Raw genomic sequence first — 21,913 nt, 5'->3', positions numbered from 1 at the left:
AAATGGGTCAGCCTTATGGTGTAATACTTGTAACTGTTATTGTTGTTATTATTTTTGGTACTGTTGCAGCCTTGTTTGCTCGATACAAAAAATGTCCATCAGATAAAGTTTTAGTTGTATACGGTAAAGTAGGTCAAGGAGAAGTTGGAAATAATTCTTCCAAGTGTATTCATGGAGGCGCCGCTTTTATATGGCCCGTCATCCAGCATTATGAGTTTCTAGACCTCACACCCATATCAATAGAGGTCAACCTTCAAAAAGCCCTTAGTAAACAAAACATCAGGGTAGATGTTCCTTCAAGGTTTACCGTTGGTGTTTCTACAGAACCAGGGGTTATGCAGAATGCAGCAGAAAGATTGTTGGGATTAAAGTTAGCAGAGATACAGGAATTGGCCAAAGATATTATATTTGGCCAGTTAAGGCTGGTTATAGCTACAATGGACATCGAAGAAATTAATACCGATAGAGATAAGTTTTTAGAAGCTGTATCCAGTAATGTAGAAACTGAATTAAAAAAGATTGGTTTAAGACTAATCAACGTAAATGTCACAGATATTAATGATGAGTCTGGCTATATCGATGCATTAGGTAAAGAGGCGGCTGCAAAGGCTGTCAATGATGCTAAAAAGAGTGTTGCTGAGAAGGATAGAGATGGTGCTATTGGTGAAGCTAAAGCCCATAGAGATCAGAGAGTACAGGTTGCTGAGGCCAATGCTACTGCTGTAGAGGGAGAAAACCGATCTAAAATTACCATTGCCAACTCTGAAGCGGAAAGAAGGGAAAAAGCAGCGGAGGCAGAAAGAAAAGCTACAGCTGCCGAGAAAATTCAATCTGCAAGAGCCTTAGAAGAGGCTTATTTTGCAGAGGAAGAGGCTGAAAAAGCCAGGGCAAAAAGAGAAAAGGCTACAAAAGAAGCGGATGTTATTGTTCGTGCAGAGATTGAAAAACAAAAGCTTGAGATCGAAGCAGAAGCCCAAGCAGAGGAATTTAGAAGAAAAGCTAAAGGCGAAGCTGATGCTATCTTTGCCAAAATGGATGCAGAGGCTAGAGGTACTAAGGAAATGCTTGTAAAACAAGCGGAAGGTTTCAGTAAAATCGTGGAAGCGGCAGGAGGAGATACAGATAAAGCAGTGATGTTGATGATTGCCGATAAACTACCAGAACTAATTAAAATTCAAGTAGAAGCCATCAAAGGCATCAACATCGACAAAGTTACTGTGTGGGATAACACTGGAGGAAAAGAAGGCGGAAAAACCGCCACCGCCAATTTTTTATCCGGTATGATGCAATCCCTTCCACCTCTTGAGGATGTATTTAACAGTGCAGGACTTCAATTGCCGGAATATCTATTAAAAAAGCAAACTACACCCCAAGCAGATTTTATTTCTAAAGAGAAAAAAGAAAACTATGTGGATGTTGAAGAAGATGATTTAAAGCCTCAGGAGGCTGAAGCCGAGAGTTAAAGTGGCAGTGTAAATAATTTTGTGTATTCTCTTTCTAAGTACAATAACTTAAGTAACTTTAAGATTTGATTTAAATGCTGATTTTTGTCGATGAGTAATTTGTCAAATTAGTTCTGCTGTATAAATTACCCATTTAAAGCTAAGAATATACATTGTTTTTCCTAATAACAGGGTAGGGCTATGCTGAGGAGCAACCTGAGGGGTTATTAGGATTCTTTACAGGAACGGGTAGTCTAGTGGACTTCCCGTTTTCTTCGTTCCTGGGGGAACAAAAGCGTTAAACCTCAGGGGTTTGGGGACAGCGTCCCCAAGTTAAACAACATCCTCTTTTTTGAATAATATATTTAGTTGGCTTAGTACCCTATCCCAATCTCCATAGCCCCTAGTCCACTTCTTACTAACTCTTTCAGTAGCTAGATATAGCATTTTCATAAGACTTTCATCAGTAGGGAATATCAGTTTTGTTTTAGTTACTTTTCTAAACTGGCTGTTTAGACTTTCTATGGCATTGGTAGTGTACATAATCCTCCTTATATAGTCTGGAAACATTAGAAAGGTTGAAATATTATCCCAATTATCTTCCCAGCTTTTAATCGCATTCGGGTATTTATTGCACCATTTTTCCTTAGCATGAAGTAGATTTTCTAATGCCATTTCTTCATTCACTGAGGTATAAACAGCCTTTAGATCTGCTACGAATGCTTTCTTGTCTTTGTAGGGTATATATCGCATACTCGCCCTAAGCTGGTGAATAATACATCGCTGTATTTGGGCAAAAGGATACACTGCTCCAATGGCTTCTTTAAAGCCACTTAAACCATCTACACAGAATATTAAGACTTCTTGTACTCCTCTATTTTTGAGATCATTAAGGACTGAGAGCCAGAACTTGCTACTCTCATTTGCTCCTATCCAAATACCAAGGACTTCTTTTACTCCATCCATATTTACACCCAGCACCACGTAGGCTGCTTTAACTACTACTTGTTTATCTTCTCTTACTTTGTAGTGTATTGCATCCATGAATACGAAGGAATATCTCTTTTCTAATGGTCTGTTTTGCCATTCAGAGACTAGGGGTAAAATTCTGTTGGTTATGTTAGAGACCATATCAGCTGAAATATCCACATCATACAAGTTTTTTATTTGCTCTGATATATCTCTAGTGGTCATGCCTGCAGCATAAAGTGCCATTACTTTTTCTTCTATACCAGTTACATTCCTTTGATATTTAGGTATTATTTTGGGATCATAATCCCCATGTCTATCCCTTGGTATATTTAGATCAACAGGTCCTAATTCTGATTTTATGGTTTTCTTAGAATATCCATTTCGTCTATTCGGGGTTTCTTTATCGGACATATCATATCGATCATATCCTAGTTGCTCATCCATCTCTGCTTCTAAAGCTTCCTGTAATACATCCCTGAACATTTCTTTCATGGCTGCTAATACTTCATTTGGATTACTAAAATTTTGTTCCTTGATGTAATTTTTCAATACTTCCTTTGGTATATTCGACATAAAAATACTCCTCCTAGAAAATTTTGGTATTTTATCATTACCTCAATTATTGTCTAGAAAGAGTATACTTAATCTGTTTACACAAAATTTTCTACAGGCTCGTTAAAGTTAATAAGCTGCACCTCCAAGTATTAGATTCCTACCTAATATTTGGAGGGCACTTCAATTTAGGTTTCTTTTTCATCTATGAGCTAAGCTTATTTGTCTTCTATCATTTCTTTTACCTGCTTAACATCCTTATCTCCTCTTCCTGATAAGTTGACAATAATAATTTGATCTGATGATAATTCCTTTGCCAGCTTCGTTGCATAAGCGACAGCATGAGCGCTTTCAATAGCTGGAATAATTCCCTCAGTCTTAGATAACAGGAAAAAGGCATCTAAAGCCTCGTCATCTGTAACAGCAACATATTCCCCTCTGCCCACTGATTTATAATAGCTGTGTTCAGGGCCAACACCTGGATAATCTAAACCTGCTGCTATAGAGTGAACTGGTAGAGGCTCACCATTTTCATCCTGTAATGTATAGCACTTAAATCCGTGAATTACACCAACTGTTCCTTTTGAAATAGAAGCAGCATGCTCTTCTGTCTCTAACCCTTTACCGGCAGGCTCTACACCAATGATTTTTACTTCTTCATCCTTTACAAATGGATGAAATAAACCTATAGCGTTACTGCCTCCCCCAACACAAGCTACTAAATAATCTGGAAGTCTTCCCTCTGCCTCCAGTATTTGCCTCCTGGCTTCTATGCCAATAATACTTTGGAATTCTCGCACCATAGTAGGATAAGGATGAGGGCCTACCGCTGATCCCAATAAATAGAAAGTATCCTCAGCATTAGTGACAAAATCTTCTAAAGCTGCATCAACAGCATCCTTCAAAGTAGCTGTACCACTGGTTACTGGCACAACTTTTGCACCTAACATCTCCATTCTAAAAACATTTAACTCCTGTCTTTTTGTGTCAATTTCCCCCATATATATGGTACAATCCAATCCCATCAAAGCACATACTGTAGCTGTGGCTACACCATGCTGCCCAGCTCCTGTCTCTGCAATAATTCTTTTTTTGTTCATTTTTTTTGCCAATAATGCCTGTCCGATGGCATTATTAATTTTATGTGCGCCTGTATGGTTTAAATCTTCTCGCTTTAAGTATATCTTAGCGCCACCTATCCTTTGTGTTAGGCCCTCCGCATAATAAAGAGGATTTTCTCTCCCTATATATTGTTTTTGATAGTATTGTAGTTCCTGAAGAAATTCTGGATCTTCAATATATTGATAAAAATTTTCTGCTACCTCTGCTAAAACATTTTGTAGTGCTTCAGGAACAAATGCTCCACCAAATTCACCGAAATATCCATTTGTCTTTTCCATTTTAAATTTCCTCCTTTTATTTTTCATCATTATTTGTATTTTATAGAAATCGTTGCAAATTAAAAGTCCTCTATACATTTTATAAAATGTATAGAGGACGAATGATCGCGGTGCCACCTCAATTGGTCATAAATCTAACCCACTTTTTCAGATACAGGTACAATCACCGATATCCTATCTCTATAACGGGAGAAACCCGGGTCACCTACTAAATCTTCAGATCCCACTCGTAAGCCCATTCATTATGCTTTCCAATGCCGAACTCTCACCAACGCCGACTCTCTGTGATTCTCTAGCACAACTACTCCTCTTACTCAACGTTTTACTTTTATTAATTATTAATATCATAATAAGAAAATGATGCCCTGTCAAGAAGTTTTTCAAATTTATTTATAAGAACTGATTTTTATATCATCAATCCAAACTGTAGTATTAGCATTAAATAAAGATAACTTTATCCTATTGCTTTCCTTATTAGGCAAATCAAAGTGTATCATTTCCCATGTTCCTGCTACTTTAGGTTTATAATAAATAAAATTTTCCCATACTAGATGGTCATGGTTATATCCTTTAAAATTCATTGGAATTTCTTCTATAGCATCTGTCCTAACCCATAAAGAAAGCGTAGAATTTTTATATGTAGTAACATTATTCAAATAAATACTATTGGATGCGTTATCTGTAGTACCCATAAACTTCAATGCATATTCTCCATTTCGAAATATACTTCTATCTTTTTTGATAAAATCGGGATTTAAATTAGAAATTTCATACTTTTCAAGTCCCTCTGACGCAGTTTTATCAGTTTCATTTCCATACCTATCGTTTTCTTGATCTCCATCCGCTACAGTAGCTTCATTACTCTCCTCCCAGCTATACTGTATTTCGATTACACCATCAGTATTTTTAAACCTACCACCTATTCCCATCACCAATAAAGCAGCAATGACTCCAGTCAGTACGATACCTATAATTGCTTTCTTAAAGGTAGTATGACGAAGCTGCTTATGCTCTTCCTGTAAAATCTCCTCCGTTTTTCCATCATTATGGTTAGCTACATCAGGGTACAACTGGTTGTAAGCCTTCAATATTTCATTTAAACTTGTGTATTGATGGGTACCATACTGCAAATTATTTACCAGTTCCAGTAATTTATTTAATTCACTCAGCTTCTTATCACCCAAAGATATATTTGAGAAAAGAATTGTGTTAAGCACACTTCCTACACCCCTACTTACCCGCTTAAAACTATCGTCTTTATCTATTACATTTTTTCCCACAATTAATAAATCATTAAGCAGGATACTGCCATCTTTCACAATGACTTGGGATTCTTCTACCAATATTCTTTTAATATCATCTGAGAAATTATCATAAGCAACTATCTTTTCTAAATATTGATGAGCCAAACTTAATCGCTCTTGTGTGTTCAGCATATTTTGCTCTATATACTCTGTTAAATAGGATGCTTTATTAAATTTAGTAACAAGAACAATAGCTTCATCAAGTTCCTCAAAGAAAACCAAATTATCTAAACATTGTAATTGTCTTTTCGTTTCCTCCCCTAGAAACCTTTTATCATTCATTATATTAATTACAACAAATTCATCTTTGTTTTTTTTTGAGGCACCAATGAGAATTTTTTGCATGTCAGTAACACTAAATATTTCGTGAATATCAAACTCCTGAATATAGCTACTACCCATTCATATAACCTACCTTATTTATAATTTTATCTTCCTTAAACCAATAGCTGTATTCCTAAAATTATTATAGCTATATGCCTATGAAGTTGACCATCCATAAACTAGCTACTATTTAAAATGATATCATGAATCACTACTTTCTTCAATAAAGCTCCTACTTTTAAAATTGGATATAGTGTAGATTTTTAAAAAAACGAAAAAGGAATATCTTATTTAATTATAAAAGAATCTTCAAAAAAATGTACAAATTTGTCAAAAAAAGAGGTATAATGTAAAAACATAGTACTTAAGTACTATACTGCTTTTTTAATATTTTCTTTTTAATTTGTTATGAGGGGGAATTAAAATGGTGCTGAGTCTAGTACAAAATAACCTAGAAAAAGAAGTCTTAAAAGAAATAAGAGAGATACAAGAGCTAAAAAGAAAAATAAACGAAGTTAAACAAGCTAGAATTTGTGAAGAAAGCAGCTTGTTACTACAAATTTTTGATATCGAACTAAGTAAGAAAATTGAAACCTATACATATTGTAAAAATAATACTATATAACATTATATTCACTATCACATTGAAAAAAGGATATAAACAGCCCTCTATACCACAGGGCTGTTTTTCTAAAACATTATAAATATTTCAATAATTCCTCTTTATTTCTAGGGGGATGTAAAGCTTTGACTTTTCCCCGCTCTAATAAATGCTGATAAATCTCTAAAATTAATGGCACCTCTAGATTCGCTTCTTCTAAAAGTTCCCTTTGGCTAAATACATCTTCATGCGTCCCCTCTAATAAAACCCTTTCTTTTTTCATAATATAAAAATAATCTCCCCAACTATAGGCTAAATTTACATCATGGGTGGAAAGAACTAGCGTTTTACCTTTTTGGTGCAGCTTCTCCAGTATCTCCATTAATTCTGCCGTATGTTTGGGATCTAAGGACATAGTAGGTTCATCTAGCAGAACTACCTCTGTATCCATAGCTAGAATATCAGCAATAGATACTCTCTTTTTTTCTCCACCACTTAAAAAATGTACTGGTTTATGCTGTAGGTTGAAAACATTGGTAGCTTTCATGGCCTCCTCTACCCTCTTTTTTGTTTCTTCATTGGAAAAACCTAAATTTTTGGGGCCAAAGGATATTTCTTGATATACGTTGGTGGAAAATAATTGGGTATCAGCATCTTGAAAAACAATTCCAACTTTTTTCCACAGATTTTTACGCGCTTTGTGAGAGAGGTTTTGCCCTTCATAATAAATCTCTCCTTTTTGCGGTTTTAACAAACCGTTCATGTGGAGAAAAGTAGTAGATTTTCCTGAACCATTAGGTCCTAAAAATACCGTTTTCTTCCCCTTTGGTATTTTTACATGAAGCTTGTCTAGCGCCAGTGTACCGTCAGGATAGGTATAGGTTATATCTTTTAAGTGAAGTATCCATTGTTGTTCCATAAATCACCCTTCTTAAATCATTAATAAAAAAACTAAGACCACTTGTGTTATCATGATAAAGCACCAGTTTTTGGGGGAATTTTCGTATTCAACAATAAGAAGATCTATTTCCCCTTGATAGCCTCTAGCGATTAGTCCTTGATAACTTTCCTTACTTCTTTGATGTAAACCCAAGAACAAACTAGCTACTAATTGAGATAGTGCTTGACGACTATTGGTAGTATTATAATAACCACCTCTAGATTTCTGTGCAAAAAAGATTTTAGTTGTTATTTCTGTTAGAAGCATAATGAACCTATACATCAAAAACATCAATTCTCTGATTAATATAGGGCACTTATACTTTTTTAATAGTTGCAATGTATCTACCATCGGGGTTGTTAAAATAAAAAAGTATAAACAAGTGACTGCAGCCAAAGCTCTTACGACCAAAAACAACGCATCATAAAAACCCTTCCAAGTACCATATATTTTAAAGCCTTCCTGTATTTCTACTTGAAGCATAACAGGCAAAACCCCCATCACCAGAAAGAAAAAAGGAAGAAAAAGGGCCTTCACGAAATTCTGGGCAGAAGTTCCCCCTTTTTTCATAATGATTATCCCCATAAACAGGATAACAGCAATAGGTACTATATAATTTTTTGCCAATAATACGACTAACATTGTGCTTAGAGAAAATATAAATTTTTGATTTGGTTCTACTTTTCGCAAAGAACTACTATAAGCAAGATGATCAATGAAATACATTAAATCCCTTCCCTTTTAGGCGTTTTTTTCATGCTTTGTAGTGTATATAGGATGACTCCGCCTCCACAGACTGCTTGAAGAGTAAATAATATCTTCTCCATTACATCCGTAGAGGGTTCAAAAATAGGTTCAAACCATGCTTCATATTCAGGAGCTAATTCTTCAATCGCTTCTCCAGCTAAATCATCGGCCCCTTCAAATTCTCCGCCTTTATGAAGTAATAAAGGTGTTACAACTAATATTCCTACCAATAGCAGCATTACTATTATACTGGGAAAAGGATTTTTTCTATTGTTATTCATATTATATCTCTCCCCTCATAAAATCTAGCTCCTGTAATCCTTCTTTGTTGTACTTCCAAACAAGATTTAGGATTGCAACAGTTAATAATCCCTCTGTAATCGCTAAAGGAATTTGTGTAACCGCAAAAATTCCCATAAATTTCATTAAAGCTGCAGAAAACCCTCCTACAGGGTCTTGATATACAATGGCTAATTGTAATGCTGTGACGATATAGGTAGCAAGATTGCCTAGTGCAGCCGCCACCATTACTGCCAGCCATACAGGAGCTTTCATCATTTTTAATAATTTATAGCTTCCATAGGCTACAATAGGGCCTACAATACCCATCGAAAAAGTATTTGCCCCCAAGGTGGTGATACCACCATGTGCCAACAAAAGTGATTGGAATACCAATACAACAAAGGAAAGCAACACCATTGCATAGGGACCAAACAATATAGCCCCCAAACCCACCCCAGTTGGATGAGAAGAACTTCCCGTTACAGATGGTAACTTTAAGGCGGATAATACAAATATAAAGGCACCACAAAGAGCCAGCATCATTTTTCCATCTGATCTTTCATTCAAAACTTCCTTCATTTTCTTATAGCTTAGCACTAAAAAGGGAAGAGACACAAGCCACCATATCACTGTCCACTTTACAGGAAGAAACCCCTCCATAATGTGCATTGCAAATACAGGTGTTGGTATAAGTGTAAACAGACCTGCTAAAGTCATTGCAGAAAATACATTCTCTTTTTTCATTTTCCTACCTCCTCATAAATGGAATATTAAAATTAAAGCTTATATGATTTACAGCTGCCCTTGCACTTTTGGCAACTGAGTAATATAAAACTGACCAACGCCTAAAACCACAAAAATTCCACTCCTCAGGAGTGGAATTTGTAAGTACTAAATAGTTTCTCACTATCATCATAACAATACAAACATTCCTTCCCTCCGAAGGTTGTTGTATTCTTTAGGCTGGTCTCCTGACTTGTGAATCACCTTACTCTCGACACCTTCCCGAAAATTTTTCAGTGGCCGTTGCCGATTTCATCCTCACTTACAGTAGCGGGGGCTGTAGCGGATTTACACCGCTTTCCCATTTAAGCTTCTTCTAAAACACCTAAAATATTATTCAGTATTTTATTTTTTTGTGAATCTATTTTCCTCTATCATAATTATTGTATCAAATAATTTTATTTCCTTCAAGAAAAATTTTACATACGGTCCTATAAACTCCACTTAGTGTGTATTTTTCTAAAGAAGGTCCAAGCTTTACAAAATTAGCTAAAGACTTAGGTTAAATAAAATAGCAACGTTTTTTATCATATACTATTTTTTCAACATTTTTTGTAAAATATCTCCCTACTAAGGAAAAGAGTGGTTTGTTTCCTCTCTAGTAACATAATTTTCTCTTTTTCATAGTATATAACATATAGTTTATTATCATCATTTGTTTTCAGAGGGGGGATGGTTGTGGAAGAGACGAAATTCGTGGAAATAAAAAATATTTCTAAGACTTATCATACGTTGGATGGAGAAACAACAGCTCTAGAAAACCTTTCTTTTGACGTGCATAGAGGGGAAATTGTTACAATTGTAGGGCCTAGCGGCTGTGGCAAATCCACTATACTATCCATTATTGCAGGATTAGTTAAACCCAGTTCCGGGAAAGTTTTTATTAATGGTCAACAAACAGAGGGTCCCAACAGAAGTATCGGATACATGTTTCAAGGTGATCATTTATTTCAATGGCGCACGATTATGGAAAACGTATTGATTGGACTAGAAGTACAGAATAAGGTAAATCAAGAAAGCATTGAGAGAGTAACTAGGTTACTAGATACCTATGGTTTAAAAGACTTCAAAAACCATTACCCCAATCAATTGTCCGGAGGAATGCGTCAAAGGGTTGCTCTTATCCGCACCCTTGCTATTGAACCAGAGCTGCTCCTGTTAGACGAACCGTTTTCTGCTTTAGATTATCAAAGTCGTCTAGCAGTCAGCGATGATATAGCAGGAATTTTAAAACGAGAACAAAAAACTGCTATTATGGTTACGCATGACATAGCCGAAGCCATTTCTATGGCTAATAGGGTCCTAGTACTTTCCAACCGGCCTGCTAGTATAAAAAATGTACACGAAATCAAATTAACCTGCAGTAATGAACGTACACCTTTAAAATGTCGCGAAGCCCCTGAGTTTAGACATTATTTTAATCAAATATGGAAGGAGTTAGATATCTATGTTAAATAATAAATCTCCTGAAAATACCTTGCACTCCTCCAGCCATATAGCATACCTTAAAAGTCTTCAGCGACATCAGTTAAAAATCAAATTATCTCAAGTGTGTGTGCTAATAAGTTTTTTATTGTTATGGGAAATCGCAGCTACCCTAAAGTGGATAGATCCTTTCTTTACCAGTAAACCTTCGGAGGTTTTTAAATTAATTGTTACTTTACTTCGGGATGGTTCTCTTTTTAAACATACGGCTATCTCTGTTTTTGAAGCCCTTATAGGGTTTATTATAGGCACAATTTTAGGAACCATTGCTGCTATCTTGCTTTGGTGGTCAGATTTTATAGCAAAGGTATTGGACCCTTATCTTGTGGTTTTAAATGCCCTGCCTAAAATTGCTCTAGGACCTATTATCATCATATGGGCTGGCGCTGGAATGCGAGGGATTATTGTAACTGCCTTAGCTATTTCTCTTGTTGTAACAATTTTAGCTACTTATAATGGCTTTAAAGAAGTAGATGAAGAAAAAATTAGAATGTTAATGACCTTTGGTGCCACAAAGCTGCAAATATTGCAAAAGGTCATTTTCCCCGCCAGCATTCCTACCATGATTAACACAATGAAAATCAATATTGGTATGTCTTGGGTAGGGGTCATCGTGGGAGAATTTTTGGTTTCTAAGGCTGGATTAGGTTACTTAATTGTTTACGGTGGTCAAGTGTTTCGATTAGACATTGTCATGGCAGGGGTAATTGTCTTAGCTATTGCCACAGCTTTGATGTACCAACTAATCGTATGGTTGGAGAGCAAATTTTTAAAAGGACGACAGTGACCCCTTTTCCTATACTAAAAAAATCCAACAAGAAACACTAAGATGGCGTGTTTCTTGTTGGACTTTTTAGTGTAGAAATACCTATCGATAACCTTCTATCATACTTTTCTCTTAATGCTCTTCAAGCCTGCATGTCTAATAAAGTATTGTGTAATTTTACAAAATCTTTTTCATCATTTTTTATAAACTCTATTGCTGTTCTAGGATGTTCATTTAATTGGCCTACAAGCATATAGGGAATATCATATCCCCAGTTAATCTCTGAGTGAAGGGGTTTTACGTATTCTTCGATTAACTTCAGCAACGGTACAATGTTATACTTTGGATTTTTTAAAAATCCCATTAATAATTCCAGCGGACAATTTCCAGCCCCTCTACCTAAGCCATACACTGTAGCATCCAGATAGCTTGTCCCCATAATCAAAGATTCAATAGTATTTGCATAGGCTAATTGCTGATTGTTATGGGCATGGATTCCTACCTTTTTGCCTACCTGTTCAGCTATATTCAAATATTTCCGTGCTAATCTATGGATTTGTTCTGAATAGTAGGTACCAAAACTGTCTACCAAATAGATTACATCTACATTAGTGTTTGCAAAAATATTGAGGGCTTCATCTAAATCTGTTTCTGACACTTTAGAAATAGCCATTAAATTGATGGTAGTCTCATATCCTTTACTATGTGCATCTTCTATCAATTCAATAGCAGCAGGTATCTGATGTATATAGGCAGCAACACGGATCATATCTATCACACTATCTTCTTTAGGGCGAATATTTTCTTTAAAGGTTCTTCCTATGTCTGCCATTACTGCTAGTTTAAGTGATGTTTCATTATTTCCTACAACCTTTCGAATATCTTCCTCTTTACAAAAGTTCCAAGGACCAAATTCTTCCGTAGACATCACTTTTGGTGATGCAATTTTTCCTATTTCCATGTAGTCTACACCAATTTCTACACATGTATCATAAACAGCACGTACAAAGTCTTCTTCAAATTTATAATTATTAATCAGCCCCCCATCTCTAATGGTACAGTCCAAAACCTTAATATCAGGTCGATAGGTTATCCAAGTTCCTTTTTTTTCAAATTTTTCGATTAGTGACATAGTATGTTCCCTCTCTCTTATATAAGTATATTGCTACTATTCTATCACAGAAGTTCTATCTAGGTAAAGGGATAATTCAATAAGTCGTTAGCTTTTTCTATATTATTCCCTTTAAGTAGCGTGCTAAACTTGTTCAACTGTTTTACTATTTTGACAAAAGATTCAGTGAACTCGTCCAGCTAAAGCTGAACATCGGGGAATCAGATGGCGACTCTACTCCACCTAATTCAAAGCCCACTTATAGAAGTGGGGGTCTTAACCCAGTAAAGTATTTGATAATAAATTAAACAAAAGCATTTTCCAAAAACTCCTTGACAAACTAATTATAAATTTTTATTATAAATATATAATAATGTTTTTATTATATTTCATATCTAGGGGATGATGCGATGACTATTAAGATTTTAGGTTCAGGATGCAAGAACTGTATAAAGCTAGAGGAAAACGTAAAGGCTGCTGTCAAAGAACTAGGCTTACAAGCGAGTGTAGAAAAGGTTACCGATATGGAACTTATTCTTGGATATGGCGTTATGAGAACGCCAGGTCTAGTACTTAATGAAAAAGCAGTATCCGCTGGTAAAGTATTATCCGTAGAGGACATAAAAAAGATATTAAGCAATTAGTTATAACTTTATATAATACACAACATCTACAGTGAAAATATTTTTATAAGCGGCATATAACTAATTAGCAAAGAATAAAAAAGACTCCTTTTTTTACAAAGGAAGTCTTTTTTATTCACAGTACATTGGTAATCTATTTATTGTAACGATTTAAAATTCCCTCCAGCATTCTAGCATGTCGTCCTTCGTCCTTTGCAGACTCATTGAAATAATCTCTTGCTGTATCTAATCCTAATGCAGCAGCCTTATCAGCAGCTTGCTTTTTACCCTCATTAGCAAAGGTTTCTCCTTCCAACATCTGTCTGATATTATCAAATAAATCCTCCTGAATCATACCATTAAATTCAGCAAATCTTGCTGCATGTTCTGCTTCTTCCCAAGCAATTGTCTTCAAAACCTCTGCAATTTCAGGATATCCTTGACGCTGCGCTAACCTGGCCATAGCAAGATAAATCCCTACTTCACTGGTTTCACCGGTAAAGTTTTGCTTTACAATTCTTTCTAGCTCTGTTCCTTTTGTCTCACCAATTACACTTTCCACTACTAAATCTTTTTTATCCATGTTTTCTCCTCCTATATTTTTATATTTTATAATATACAGTATACAATAAACAAACCGTATCAAAAGCATATGCTTAGAAATATAATTTATCCTTCAGTGTAGTGCTAAGAAAATTACACAAATCGCGTTATTTATTTTAATTATATAAAAAATTTATGAAGCGTTTTTTTTAGACTGAAAAGCCTGAAAAATTCTATCTGCTACTCCTTCGTTAACAGCTTTAATATCTCCTAGATAAAATAATGTACTTCCCTTATAATCCTGCGCCTCCCCTAGTAATATAATTTCTAAAGCACTTCTTACGATATTGATAATGCACTCCTCGTCATGATAAAGGTTACAATTCTTACACTGATTTAGAAGAAAACCAATGGTCTCTACAATCATCTCATCATCATAGATTTTTGTATCGTTATAGGGTATTTCCTCCATGCCACCATCTATAAATTCGCTTTGCTGTTTTAAAGAAGTTGTGAGGCTTCTTTTACAATAACCAATTAAACAGCTTTCTTTTTCGCAGGTTCCGCATTGTTCTTCCCCTAAGCAACATTTTGCAATTTCTTTGACTAGACTCTCAAAATTAATATCCATTCCCATACTTTTCCCTCCATAGCCTATAATTTACTACAACAAAACGCTTCAATCATACATTAAAGCATACATTAAGCTGTCTTATTCAAAGATAAACCTACCTCTGATTAATAGAGTTAACACAGCACTTATGACTTTATCAGATATTTCACCGGTTAAGACCTCTTCCGCTTTTATAAGTGAGCTTTGAAGCAGTCAAAAAGCGTCTCTACCTTATTTTCCGATGTTCAGCTGTAGCCTGACCAGTTCACTTTCACTATAGATATATACCTATGAATTTTAATGTGCTAACAGCTATATTTGCAACCCCAAGCTAGTTTTTAAGCCTGGAAAAAGAATTTATACCTATAAAAAGTTTCATACTATTTACGGTTATCTATATACCCCTACTGTTTTATATAAAACATTTTTTTGCATAAAAGCAGCCTTCATTCACTACAAAGAAGGCTGCCTTCAGCTTTTCGTTTTAATTATACTACGGTTGCTTTTAGAAAAGTATGCTCTTCTTTTTCTAAAATATTTCTATACAGAGGTGCACTTACTTTTACAATTTTTTCAATAGATGCATCCCAGTTATCCAATATTTCTTTTGCTCTAAAGCTATTGGTATAATTCAAATGGTTCTCTATCATCCTTTTAACAAAAGCTATATCTTCAACAGCTTTCAATGGCTCTATATCAACAATTTCTTGATTTACTTTTTCCTCAAGATCATGATCCCATATATAGGCAATGCCTCCGCTCATTCCTGCACCAAAATTCCTTCCAATGTTGCCTAATACAATAACTACGCCCCCCGTCATGTACTGACATCCGTGATTTCCAATCCCCTCTACAACTGCTATAGCACCACTATTTCTAACAGCAAATCGTCCGCCAACAGTACCATTAATATATACTTCTCCAGATGTGGCCCCGTAAAGCAGTGTGTTACCAGCTATGATATTTTCACTAGTATCAAAGGTAGTTTCTTTAGGCGGTGTTACAATGATTTTTCCTCCTGATAATCCTTTGCCAAGATAATCATTTGCATCTCCTTCCAACCGCAGGGTTAACCCCTTTGCACAAAAAGCACCAAAGCTTTGGCCAGCCGAACCCTTAAAGGTATATTGTATCGTATCTTCTGGTAATCCTTTTTCACCAAATTGCTTCGCAACAACACCACTTAACATAGCACCAACAGTTCGATCTGTATTTGTAATCTTGAAGTTTTTTTGTACCTTTTTCTGATGATCCAAGGCTTGTGTGGCTATCTTTATAAGTTGTCGGTCCAGCACATCTTCTATTTTATGCTCTTGAGGTACTGTACATCTTCCAATAATTCTAGAGGGTAATTCTGGTTTATACAAAATAGATGCAAGGTCTAGATTTTTTATTTTGCTGTCTTTAAGTTCCTTTGCTTCTAATATGTCCACCCTACCCACCATATCATCAATGGTTTTAAAGCCTAGCTCTGCCATAATCTCTCTTATTTCCTGCGCAATAAAAGTAAAGTAGTTGATAATAAATTGAGGATTTCCTTTAAATTTCTCTCTTAATTTTTCTTCTTGCGTAGCAATACCTACAGGGCATTGATTAAGATTACAACGCCTACACATAATACAGCCATTTACAATTAACGCTGCTGTTGAAAACCCATATTCTTCTGCCCCTAACAAGACTGCAACTACCACATCTCTTCCAGTACTCATTTTTCCATCTACCTGCAGACTAACACGACTCCTAAGATTATTTAAAAGTAAAGTTTGCTGTGTTTCTGCTAGACCTAATTCCCAAGGAAGTCCTACATATTTCATAGAACTAATAGGTGCTGCTCCTGTGCCTCCATCATGCCCGCTGATGGTAATGATTTCTCCGTGTCCTTTAGCTACTCCTGCCGCAACAGTTCCAATTCCTGTACTAGCCGCTAATTTTATATTAATACGAGCCTTTGGGTTAGCATTTTTTAAGTCATAAATTAACTGTGCCAAGTCCTCTATTGAGTAAATATCATGATGAGGTGGCGGAGAAATCAAATCAATGCCTGGAAGGGAATGTCGTACTTTGGCAATTTCATCCGTCACTTTATTACCAGGTAGATGTCCTCCTTCTCCAGGTTTTGCACCCTGAGCCATTTTAATTTGAATTTCATCGCAGTTTACTAGGTAATCTATGGTTACACCAAATCTTCCAGATGCAATTTGCTTTACTGCACTTTTTCTAATATTTCCGTTGATGTCAGAAAAATAACGCTTTGCATCTTCTCCTCCCTCACCACTATTACTTTTTGCTCCGATTGCATTCATAGCGATGGCTAAAGTTTCATGGCACTCCTTACTGATGGACCCAAAGGATATAGCGCCAGTGGTAAAACGCTTTACAATACTCTCAATAGGCTCCACCTCTTCAATGCCTATGCTTTTTCTCTTTTTGAACTTTAATAGTCCTCTTAAAGTGGCGGTAGCTTCTTTGCTATTGTTGATACTCTCAGCATATTCTTTATACATCTCATAATTGTTATTTTTACAGGCCATTTGCAATTGTTTCACCCTTTTTGGGGTAAACATATGGTATTCCCCTTCAGGTCTCCACACAAATTCTCCACCCTCATCCAACTTTCTATCTCCTGTTTGAAACATATCATTTGCGGCTGTATGCCGTGTGATAACTTCCTGTGCTATCCCCTCTAAATTTAAACCTGAAAGCTTTGAAGGGGTTCCTGTAAAGTATTCCTCTACTACATCTTGATGCAGGCCTAGCACCTCAAAAATTTGTGCACCATGATAACTCTGCAAAGTTGAGATGCCCATTTTAGAAATAACTTTTAACAGTCCTTGAGCAACAGCATAACGATAATTCTCATAGCCCTCTTCCACTTCAATATCCTTCAAGCTCTGCTTGTTTTTGATCATATCTCGTATAGATTCAAAGACTAAATAAGGATTAATGGCTTTCGCTCCATAACCTACTAATAACGCCATATGCATTACATCCCTTGCATCGCCACACTCAATAATAATATCTGCCTGTGTCCGTAATTTTTCTCGTATTAAATGATGATGTACCGCTCCTAGTGCCAATAAACTAGGGATCGGTGCATTGTATAAATCTAAATTGGTATCGCTTAAAATTAAAATATTATATCCCCGTTTTATATTTTCAACAGCTCTTTTACATAAGTTATCTAATGCTGTTTTTAAGCCTAGTTCTCCACCGTCTATCGGGAAGGTCATAGGTAAGGTAATCGCTTTAAAATCTTCTGTATATACGTGGCGCAGTTTTTCTAATTCCTCATTTGTTAAAATTGGTTGTTTTAGTTCTATGAAAGGTTGTTTCTTTTCCACCTCTATTTCGTCTATTAACTGTCCATGTTGCCCAATATATTGAAGAAGAGACATCACCATTTTCTCTCTAATTGGATCAATAGGTGGATTCGTAACTTGAGCAAATTTTTGTTTAAAATAGTTAAATAAAAGCTGTGGACGCTTCGATAAAATTGCTAAAGGCATATCTACACCCATAGCACTTATTGGTTCCTCCTTGTTTCTAGCCATAGAACGAATGACATCTTTAAGCTCCTCTTCCGTATAGCCAAATATTTTTTGATTTTGTAATAGTACTTCCTTATTCATTTTTCTTACTTCATTAGAAGGTTCGAAATCTTCTAATGTTAATTTGTTTTTCTCTATCCATTTACAATAGTTCTTTTGTGTAGATATTTCCCTTTTAATTTCCTCATCTAAAAGAATGCATCTTTTCTTGGTATCAATCACAATCATTTCACTAGGCTGCAGACTGCCTTTTTTTACAACATTATCAGCTTCTATTTCTATTACCCCAGTTTCTGAAGCCATAATGACCAAATCATTCTTTGTAATGGTGTAACGGATAGGTCGTAACCCATTTCTATCTACCGTTGCACCTATTTTATGGCCATCTGTAAAAACAAGGGCTGCTGGTCCATCCCAAGATTCCATAATTCTAGCATGATATTCATAAAATCCTCTTTTGTCTTTATCCATTTTGGCATCTCTCTGCCACGCCTCTGGTATTAGCATCATCATTACATGCTCTATAGGGTGTCCATTGGCAACAAACATCTCAACAGTATTATCCAAACTTGATGAATCACTGCCTTCAGCTTCAATGACTGGCAGAATCTTTTTAAAATCTTCTCCAAATACCTGAGAACGCATAACACCTTCTCTTGCATGCATCCAATTGATATTCCCCCGTATCGTGTTGATCTCGCCATTGTGGGCAATATATCTATAGGGATGTGCAAGTTTCCAGGAAGGAAAAGTATTTGTACTATAACGTTCATGTACCACAGCAATCGCTGTTTCTACTAGTTTGCTTTGTAAATCAATATAAAAATCCTCTAGTTTATATCCTAGAATTTGTCCCTTATACACAATCGTTTCAGGTGAAAGACTACAAATATAAAAAGCATCCGTATAGGGTCGTTTCATTGCGTTTATTGTATTCTGTATACATTTACGGACAACTAATAACTTTCTTTTAAACACCTCTAGGGTTTGTTCCCCCCTGGCAATCATAATCTGACTTACCACAGGACGTGTTGCTCTGGCAGACTCTCCACACTCTTTTTCGTTAACGGGTACCTCTCGCCATCCGATAAGTTTTTGACCTTCTTCTCTTAAAATCTTTTCGCAAAGACCTTCACAAAAAAGCCTAGCATTGGGTTCCCTTGGCAAAAATACCATACCTACTGCATAATCCCCAGGTTTAGGCAGCTGTATCCCTAATTGATCCGTTTCTTTCTTCAAGAAGGCATGGGGTATCTGTATTAATATGCCTGCTCCATCCCCAGTACTGGGATCTGCTCCTACTGCCCCCCGGTGCTTTAGCTTCTTTAAAATCTCTAAACCCTTTACTAAAATATCATTGCTCTTTTTTCCTTTAGCATTAGCAATAAATCCCACACCACAACTATCTTTTTCCATTGCAGGATCGTATAAACCCTGCTTTATAGGAAATCCATATTCCTTCATTATATTCTCCTCTCCTTCTGATACTACACCTTCAATTACACCATATTGTTATTTTAAAAATATTTTGAAAATTTTGCAATCATTAATATATAACTATTTTTCATAAGTGATTAAGACTCTTTTAAGAAAGCTTCTCCCAAAGAAGATCTTAAAACATTTTTTATTTAAAAATATTTAAAATATTTTTAAAATGTATTTTATCACGTTTTCTATATATATGCAATATTTTTTTAATAGTTTGAAACTTTATTAAACGTCCATTTTTTTAAGAAGTTTCTTTCCTAATATTCTATAATATGGTCTATGCTACCCTGCACAGGGTAGCATAATCACAAATTTTGTACCAACCCCCAGGCTGCTTTTCACCTGGATTTTTCCATCATGGCTGTCTACAATCCACTTTGCAATGGATAGACCTAAGCCCTGCCCTCCATGGGATCTCGTTCTAGACTTATCTCCGCAGTAAAATCGTTCAAATATGTGGGGAAGATCCTCTTTAGCTATACCTATACCAGTATCCTCCACCTCGATAACAATAAATTTTTTCCATCTTCTTTGACGAATAAAAATCCTTCCTCCCTCTGGCGTAAATTTTATACTGTTATCTATTAATATTCTCAGTAACTGCTTGATGGACTTTCTATCTCCAAAAAAAACACAATCTTCCTTTACATCCAACTGAAACGCATGCTTTGCATCAATCAATTTCGCATCCTTCACTACCTCAAGAATTAACGCCTTTATCTGAAACTCCACTTTTTCCAACGCTTGAAGATTTTTGTCCGTTCTGGCTAAAAATAGTAATTTTTCAATCAAATCCTTCATATTTTCCGATTCACTTTTTATCGCTTCGATAGATTCTTGTAGTACCTCCTTATCCTCCTTGCCCCATCTATCTAACAAATTTGCATAGCCTTGAAGCACAGAAATAGGGGTTCTCAGTTCATGAGAAGCGTCAGAGACAAATTGATTTTGCTGCTGATAGGAGGCTTCAATACGATCCAACATCTCATTAAAAGTTTCTGCTAAATCCTTTAGCTCATCCTGGGAGTCACCAACATCCAATCTCGTATCTAGTTGGTGGATGGAGATATGCTTTACTGTTTTCGTCATTTTTTCAATAGGTTTTAGCATTCTTCTGCTAGCCTTGGAACCAAAAACAAGGGTGATAAGAATAGCAATTCCCTGCATAATAAAAAGCGTAATGAATAGGACCTTCATATACATATCTTCTGTTTTTAAATATTTTATCATCCTTATAAGGTATTCTTCATTTGCCACGATGACTGACCCATTTGCCACCAAGGGTCGTGAAAAAAAAGCCATATTTTCTAGCATGATAGTCTCACCAGTAGAAAATGTCTGTTTCCCTTTGTTATCGAAGACTATGATACTGATGTCTTCTCTTTCACCTATCTTCTGTAAATCCTTCTCATAAAAAGTGCCTTGGTTTTCCAAAATTTGCAGAATGTTTTCTAGACGCCTTTCCAATTCCCTGTTTGCTTGTTGTCTTAGAAAATAACTGGAAATTCCTAAAACACTTGCACTAATAAAGAAAAGTAATAAGGAAAAAATAAAGGCATATACCACAGTGATCTTAAAGGTAATTGAAAAGTGAAATAATTTTTTAATCCTTTTAAAACCATAGCCAATTCCTTTAAACAATAACTTTATCATTTGAAAAATCAGTGAGAAAATTTTCTTTATGATTGTTAAAGTCCGTTGAAGTTTATTCATTTTTTAAAAGATATCCCACCCCTCTTATGGTGTGAATAAGTTTGCTATGATATTTCTCATCGATTTTTCCCCTTAGATACCGTATATAGACGTCTACGATATTTGTATCGCCTAGATAATCATATCCCCAAACCTTCTGTAATATTTTTTCCCTGGTTAATACGATGGTTTGATTTTCCATTAGATAAAGCAACAAGTCAAACTCCCTCTTGGTTAGTTCAATAATATGACCATCATAGGTAACTAAATGCTGTTCTCTATCCAGTTGAAGCTTACCTGCCTTTAAATGCTCAAAAGACTCGGTAGTTATCCTATTTCTTTTTAACACAGCCCGAATACGTGCCAATAATTCTTCAATGGCAAAGGGTTTTGTGATGTAATCATCTGCTCCAAAATCAAGTCCCATGACCTTATCCATGACTTGGTCCTTCGCTGTTAACATGATCACAGGAACATCTGATGTCATGCGTATTCTGCGGCAAACCTCCATGCCATTCAAACCCGGCAGCATAATATCCAATAAAATTAAATCTACTTTTTCCTCTAAGGCTTTTTCTAACCCTTTCCTTCCGTCATGGGCTTGCAGCACCTCATACCCCTCGTGCTTTAATTCTAACTCAAGAAAACGTGCGATTTTCACTTCGTCTTCAATAATCAATATCTTTTGCATTTGCCT

General features: G+C 35.7%; 18 protein-coding genes, 1 riboswitch and 1 other annotated feature. Of the genes, 5 read left to right on the top strand and 13 right to left on the bottom strand.

Annotated features, from left to right (window positions below; genetic code table 11):
- The first annotated feature begins 2 nt into the window (after positions 1-2).
- Positions 3-1,463, top strand: coding sequence for a flotillin family protein (locus BJL90_RS09620; RefSeq protein ID WP_070967135.1), 1,461 nt, complete (start codon positions 3-5; stop codon positions 1,461-1,463).
- Positions 1,464-1,775: 312 nt separating this feature from the next.
- Here the strand turns inward: BJL90_RS09620 and BJL90_RS09615 are convergent, their stop codons facing one another.
- The 3 genes from BJL90_RS09615 to BJL90_RS09605 all read right to left on the bottom strand — a co-directional run bounded on the left by BJL90_RS09615 (position 1,776) and on the right by BJL90_RS09605 (position 6,072).
- Positions 1,776-2,987 carry an IS256 family transposase gene (locus BJL90_RS09615; RefSeq protein WP_070967132.1) on the bottom strand — a complete coding sequence of 404 codons (1,212 nt, stop codon included), beginning with the start codon at positions 2,985-2,987 and terminating at the stop codon, positions 1,776-1,778.
- 197 nt (positions 2,988-3,184) lie between these two features.
- Positions 3,185-4,366 (bottom strand): tryptophan synthase subunit beta, encoded by a 1,182-nt coding sequence (gene trpB / locus BJL90_RS09610; protein WP_070967128.1) that lies wholly within the window; start codon positions 4,364-4,366, stop codon positions 3,185-3,187.
- A 90-nt stretch (positions 4,367-4,456) separates the two neighbouring features.
- Positions 4,457-4,693, bottom strand: a binding site (T-box leader).
- Between the two features lie 59 nt (positions 4,694-4,752).
- Positions 4,753-6,072, bottom strand: a complete 1,320-nt coding sequence (locus BJL90_RS09605; RefSeq protein ID WP_070967125.1) for a hypothetical protein — start codon at positions 6,070-6,072, stop codon at positions 4,753-4,755.
- A 346-nt stretch (positions 6,073-6,418) separates the two neighbouring features.
- Here BJL90_RS09605 and BJL90_RS09600 point away from each other — a divergent pair, with 346 nt between their 5' ends.
- Positions 6,419-6,619 (top strand): hypothetical protein, encoded by a 201-nt coding sequence (locus BJL90_RS09600; protein WP_070967122.1) that lies wholly within the window; start codon positions 6,419-6,421, stop codon positions 6,617-6,619.
- Positions 6,620-6,692: 73 nt separating this feature from the next.
- Here the strand turns inward: BJL90_RS09600 and BJL90_RS09595 are convergent, their stop codons facing one another.
- The 4 genes from BJL90_RS09595 to BJL90_RS09580 are packed head-to-tail and all read right to left on the bottom strand — an operon-like array spanning position 6,693 to position 9,308.
- On the bottom strand, positions 6,693-7,514 hold the full coding sequence (locus tag BJL90_RS09595) for an energy-coupling factor ABC transporter ATP-binding protein (RefSeq protein WP_070967120.1): 822 nt from the start codon (positions 7,512-7,514) through the stop codon (positions 6,693-6,695).
- A gap of 12 nt (positions 7,515-7,526) precedes the next feature.
- The gene (gene cbiQ, locus BJL90_RS09590) at positions 7,527-8,261 is read right to left on the bottom strand and encodes a cobalt ECF transporter T component CbiQ (protein WP_070967117.1); all 735 of its coding nucleotides are present in this window, start codon (positions 8,259-8,261) and stop codon (positions 7,527-7,529) included.
- Positions 8,261-8,563, bottom strand: coding sequence for an energy-coupling factor ABC transporter substrate-binding protein (locus BJL90_RS09585; protein WP_070967114.1), 303 nt, complete (start codon positions 8,561-8,563; stop codon positions 8,261-8,263). The genes cbiQ and BJL90_RS09585 overlap by 1 nt, the downstream gene beginning before the upstream one ends.
- 1 nt (position 8,564) lies before the next feature.
- A complete protein-coding gene (locus BJL90_RS09580) occupies positions 8,565-9,308 on the bottom strand; it encodes an energy-coupling factor ABC transporter permease (protein WP_070967112.1) in 744 nt (247 codons plus the stop codon).
- Between the two features lie 200 nt (positions 9,309-9,508).
- A riboswitch (cobalamin riboswitch) is annotated at positions 9,509-9,691 on the bottom strand.
- 334 nt (positions 9,692-10,025) lie between these two features.
- On the opposite strand from BJL90_RS09580, the gene BJL90_RS09575 reads away from it, so the two are divergent.
- Positions 10,026-10,805, top strand: coding sequence for an ABC transporter ATP-binding protein (locus BJL90_RS09575; RefSeq protein WP_236905058.1), 780 nt, complete (start codon positions 10,026-10,028; stop codon positions 10,803-10,805).
- Positions 10,795-11,619, top strand: coding sequence for an ABC transporter permease (locus BJL90_RS09570; RefSeq protein WP_070967107.1), 825 nt, complete (start codon positions 10,795-10,797; stop codon positions 11,617-11,619). The genes BJL90_RS09575 and BJL90_RS09570 overlap by 11 nt, the downstream gene beginning before the upstream one ends.
- Positions 11,620-11,740: 121 nt before the next feature.
- Here the strand turns inward: BJL90_RS09570 and BJL90_RS09565 are convergent, their stop codons facing one another.
- Positions 11,741-12,730, bottom strand: coding sequence for an aldolase catalytic domain-containing protein (locus BJL90_RS09565; RefSeq protein ID WP_070967104.1), 990 nt, complete (start codon positions 12,728-12,730; stop codon positions 11,741-11,743).
- A 389-nt stretch (positions 12,731-13,119) separates the two neighbouring features.
- On the opposite strand from BJL90_RS09565, the gene BJL90_RS09560 reads away from it, so the two are divergent.
- Positions 13,120-13,353 carry a thioredoxin family protein gene (locus BJL90_RS09560; protein WP_070967101.1) on the top strand — a complete coding sequence of 78 codons (234 nt, stop codon included), beginning with the start codon at positions 13,120-13,122 and terminating at the stop codon, positions 13,351-13,353.
- Positions 13,354-13,486: 133 nt separating this feature from the next.
- On the opposite strand, the gene BJL90_RS09555 is transcribed toward BJL90_RS09560, so the two are convergent.
- From BJL90_RS09555 to BJL90_RS09535, 5 genes are all read right to left on the bottom strand, one after another.
- Positions 13,487-13,915, bottom strand: coding sequence for a ferritin-like domain-containing protein (locus BJL90_RS09555; RefSeq protein WP_070967098.1), 429 nt, complete (start codon positions 13,913-13,915; stop codon positions 13,487-13,489).
- Positions 13,916-14,068: 153 nt separating this feature from the next.
- Positions 14,069-14,512: a hypothetical protein gene (locus tag BJL90_RS09550; RefSeq protein ID WP_070967095.1), complete on the bottom strand. Its 444-nt coding sequence runs from the start codon at positions 14,510-14,512 to the stop codon at positions 14,069-14,071.
- 464 nt (positions 14,513-14,976) lie between these two features.
- Positions 14,977-19,500, bottom strand: coding sequence for a glutamate synthase large subunit (gene gltB, locus BJL90_RS09545; protein WP_070967092.1), 4,524 nt, complete (start codon positions 19,498-19,500; stop codon positions 14,977-14,979).
- 306 nt (positions 19,501-19,806) lie between these two features.
- The gene (locus BJL90_RS09540; protein ID WP_070967089.1) at positions 19,807-21,237 is read right to left on the bottom strand and encodes a sensor histidine kinase; all 1,431 of its coding nucleotides are present in this window, start codon (positions 21,235-21,237) and stop codon (positions 19,807-19,809) included.
- The gene (locus BJL90_RS09535) at positions 21,230-21,907 is read right to left on the bottom strand and encodes a response regulator transcription factor (RefSeq protein WP_070967086.1); all 678 of its coding nucleotides are present in this window, start codon (positions 21,905-21,907) and stop codon (positions 21,230-21,232) included. The genes BJL90_RS09540 and BJL90_RS09535 overlap by 8 nt, the downstream gene beginning before the upstream one ends.
- Between the last annotated feature and the right edge of the window lie 6 nt (positions 21,908-21,913).

Origin of the sequence: Clostridium formicaceticum (assembly GCF_001854185.1) — a bacterium.
GTDB lineage: Bacteria > Bacillota > Clostridia > Peptostreptococcales > Natronincolaceae > Andreesenella > Andreesenella formicacetica.
Note: the sequence above shows the minus strand (reverse complement) of the source record. Positions and strands in the feature narration are given on the sequence as shown.